We start from the raw sequence: 3845 nt of genomic DNA, 5'->3' as shown, positions 1-3845 counted from the left end.
ATCATGATTTGTTGTTGGATGTGATTGTAAACAAAAACAAGGCGATAGGCCAGCTTTGATGTTGTGTCAGGCAGGAGAATCGCTCAGATTAGGTTGGAGTTATCAGGAAACCATATAATAATTTGTTAGATCAATGCGACCATTCAACACCCTATCGGATAGGGCAACAATATTAAGGAGTTCTTCATGCCAATCATAAAAAGCTACGCTGTCGGTGCAGGCGATATGTTCTACATTCGACATGGAAGCGATAACTTTACCATCATCGACTGTGATCTTTCCGATGAAAACCGGGATGAAATAATCCAAGAGCTTAAAGACGAGAGTAGAGACAAGCGCATCACACGATTTATATGTACCCATCCAGATGAAGATCACTTTGGAGGCATTCACTGGCTTGACGATTCAATGCCTATCTACAATTTCTATGTCGTAAAGAATAAGGCTATAAAAGACAAGGACACGGAGTCTTTCAAGAGGTACTGTGATTTAAGAGATGGCGATAAGGCTTTTTACATCTATAAGGGATGCTCAAGAAAGTGGATGAACATCGGTGATGATGAAAGAGGAAGTGCTGGTATCAATATATTATGGCCGGATACTGAAAATGAACACTTCAAAGAAGCTTTGAGGGCTTGTGATGCTGGCGAAAGCTATAACAACACATCTGCAGTAATTAGATATAGCTTTTCCGGAGGGGCGAGCTTCATGTGGCTTGGTGATCTTGAAACTCAATTCATGGAAGATATTGTAGATGAAATTGAACTGGAAAAGACGACTGTCGTTTTTGCTGCACACCACGGCAGGAATTCAGGGAAAATACCTAATTCTTGGCTTGAAAAGCTTGATCCTCAGGTTATCGTTATTGGCGAGGCCCCGTCCCGTCATCTCAATTACTATACCGGATATGAAATACTTACCCAGAATAGAGCGGGTCATATAACGATGGAGTGTGTCGGTAATAAGGTCCATTTCTATTCATCGGAAAGCGATTACTCAAAAGACTTCCTTAATGATGAAGGATGCACAAGCTACCCCAATTACTTTGGTAGTCTTACTGTTGAAACTGAATACACTCTATAAGAATGGGCTGCCATACAAATGAGTGAATTTTCAAAATACTTCGATGAATATAGCTTCAACGCCAGGGTGAAACCGGCGTTGTTTCTAGTTTTTCCAATATTTATCTCTTTGCTTGTCCTCTTTGAGCCTTCACGAACTTGGACAGGATCTACGGTAACATTCCTTGTAGCTTTCGGGGTGATAAATTTTGCCGCCAATCAGATGTCGGCAAAAGGTAATGCTCTTCAGGACAAGCTATTCAAAAAGTGGGGTGGCGCGCCCACCACCATTATGTTAAGGCACACCGACAATACGATCGATAGTGTAACTAAATCACGTTACATGGACCGGCTAGCGTTACTTATATCAAACTTCGACCCCACGACACCCGAATATGAGCAAGCGAACCCAGAAAGAGCCGATGAGCTATATAGGTCTGCGTCAAACTACCTCAGGGAGCATACTCGGGATACGACTATATACCCGTTAATCTTCAAAGAAAATGTTGCATATGGGTTCGCTAGAAACATTAGAGCATTTAAATCATTAGGCATTTTCATAACTGTATCTTCACTACTGGTTAGCTTGGTTGTCATCTACCCTGATGCAACAACTCTAGGGAGTATGTCACCGAGGCTTGTTATTCAGGAAATTTCATTTCCCTACTTGGGTCTTATAGCTATCCATCTTTCGATGCTTTGGGTGTGGATTTTTCTTGTGACGGAAAATTGGGTGAAGTTAAGGGGTTTTGCTTACGCAAAGCGACTGTATTCTGCATGTGAGAAGATAACTGTAATTTAGAAAATGTTCCCAAGTCCGATAAAAAAGGATCTAACAAAGCGCTGCTGTCGGACAAAATTTCCGCTGCGCTCCAATTTTGCCGCAGAGCGCGGCGTTGTGCTTACGAAAAAAACAAAAATCTGCGTATACCTTTCCTGACACAGGGGGTCTGTGGCTTCAATAAAAGGATATTTCTATGCTTCAACTGAAAATGATAGAACTCTTCAAGGAAGGTTGTCATGAGGATGCACGAATAATCGCGGCATTGATGTTCGGCTCATTTGCTATCGGAGAGGGTGACGAGTTCTCTGATATCGAATTCGCAGTGTTCATCCAGGATGACCATTTTGAAAATTTCGATCAGCGCTCGTGGCTTAATGCCGTAAGTCCGGTTGCTGCTTACTTTCCGGACGACTTCGGCCACCACACCGCACTTTTTGAAAACGGCATTCGCGGTGAATTCCATTTCATGCGAAAATCGGACATACCGGTCATTTCCACTTGGCAAGGCTATGGGTGGTTTCCCTCGCTTGAGGCGGCTGTTTTGTTGGACCGATCAGGAGAGTTGTCAAGGTATGCAAGCGCTCTCGTGGGCGATCCCCCGATACGTGAAGGCGCACCGCTGGTGGAAGGGCTTGTGTTGAACCTCATCAGCCTGATGCTCTTTGGGGCCAATCTTTTAAATCGGGGAGAGTACGCTCGCGCCTGGGCTTTGCTCAGCAAAGCACATGAAAACCTACTCAAGCTGGTTCGACTCCACGAAGGGGCAACAGACCACTGGCCGACACCTTCACGCGCGCTCGAAAAGGATATCTCGGAGGACTCGTATAATCGCTATCTGGCATGCACAAGCAGTGCAGAACCAAGAGCACTATGTGCAGCCTATCATCAAACGTGGACGTGGAGTCTCGAATTGTTCAAGAGCGTGACAGAACCTCTGAATATCGAGTTTCCGAGAACTGTAATTGCGCAGGCAAAAAGGTTGCTCAATGAGTCTGCGACGCCGCACAACAAGTAAATCCAGCGGACGCATAAAAACGCGCCGCTGATTTTGACGTTAACCTGCTTAATATTTAACTCGACTTTCAGGCTTAATCACTCAAAAAATGCCAAAAATAAAACAATATCAACAAATTACTGTTTGATTTTTTGTAAGACCTCATTTTGTATTTTGTAACCAATGGCAGCGAGGAGCTGTTTGCTCAGGATCTGGTTCTTCAAGCATTCTGGCGGGTTTTCTTTTGCCACTGTGCCAGCATAAGCAGCTATTCAGGTTTCGCATGGACTGCATGGTATTGTCGGGACTGCATACGACTCCTGCACGGTTCAGCCAAAGTGTAGCCAAGCGGAGGTACGTCAGGGCAACTATGCATGAAAATATGTGGCAGCGAATCTTCGAGTCGGTCCAGTGCCACATGGGGCGGAAGTTTCCGAATTCACCAGCTTTTGTCTGCCTGAAGGCATTTTCCACCTGATATCGATCAAGGCTGGCCCTAACGATGTCATCCGTGGATAAATCGTGATATGACGTCACAATAATATTTTTTCCGAACCTGGCGATGTATTTGTTTATCCTATAGTGATTCTTACGAAAATACAGCTGGAGTCTTTGGTTCGAGGCCCTGCAATCAAGATCATACCTAAATCGAGCGGAGGGTCCTCGTTGAAGTCTCCTCGGCAAAGAACGGGGGGAGTTGGGCTCCAAAGATGGTGCGACTGAAAACGGCTTGGTTGTCGGGCAGGAAAAAAAGGCCCATTTCAGTTGTGGAAACGGGTTTTTCAGGAAATTGGACGTACCTCTCCCATCGCGGGGTATGGAGCGGGATGTCCTGATCAGGCCCAGACGAATTTTGGAGCGCTCAGACAACGCTCCCATAGTTCTTTGAAACGCAATGAGTCCATGGTTGCTGCCGTGACCTTGAGTACGGTTTTGCCAGCATGGGACACCACTTTGGCGGCTACGTCCACCAAGCGGCGACGCAGCGTCGTTGGGAAGGCCTTGA

Annotated in this window: 3 protein-coding genes and 1 pseudogene; 3 read left to right on the top strand and 1 reads right to left on the bottom strand. The window is 45.4% G+C overall.

The genetic code is table 11. The features are described from left to right. The first annotated feature begins 186 nt into the window (after positions 1-186). The 3 genes from H587_RS20330 (at position 187) to lnu(F) (ending at position 2860) form a co-directional block, all read left to right on the top strand. Positions 187-1083 (top strand): ComEC/Rec2 family competence protein, encoded by an 897-nt coding sequence (locus tag H587_RS20330; RefSeq protein WP_084630721.1) that lies wholly within the window; start codon positions 187-189, stop codon positions 1081-1083. A gap of 18 nt (positions 1084-1101) precedes the next feature. Further along, the gene (locus H587_RS20325; RefSeq protein WP_084630718.1) at positions 1102-1863 is read left to right on the top strand and encodes a hypothetical protein; all 762 of its coding nucleotides are present in this window, start codon (positions 1102-1104) and stop codon (positions 1861-1863) included. Positions 1864-2038: 175 nt separating this feature from the next. Beyond that, on the top strand, positions 2039-2860 hold the full coding sequence (lnu(F), locus tag H587_RS0112450; RefSeq protein WP_027176541.1) for a lincosamide nucleotidyltransferase Lnu(F): 822 nt from the start codon (positions 2039-2041) through the stop codon (positions 2858-2860). 116 nt (positions 2861-2976) lie between these two features. Here the strand turns inward: lnu(F) and H587_RS21430 are convergent. Beyond that, positions 2977-3481, bottom strand: a pseudogene (locus H587_RS21430) (IS1634 family transposase); the annotation flags it as partial. Between the last annotated feature and the right edge of the window lie 364 nt (positions 3482-3845).

It is taken from the genome of Desulfovibrio aminophilus DSM 12254 (assembly GCF_000422565.1).
GTDB classification, from domain to species: domain Bacteria; phylum Desulfobacterota; class Desulfovibrionia; order Desulfovibrionales; family Desulfovibrionaceae; genus Aminidesulfovibrio; species Aminidesulfovibrio aminophilus.
This window is presented reverse-complemented; position numbering and strand designations above follow the sequence as displayed.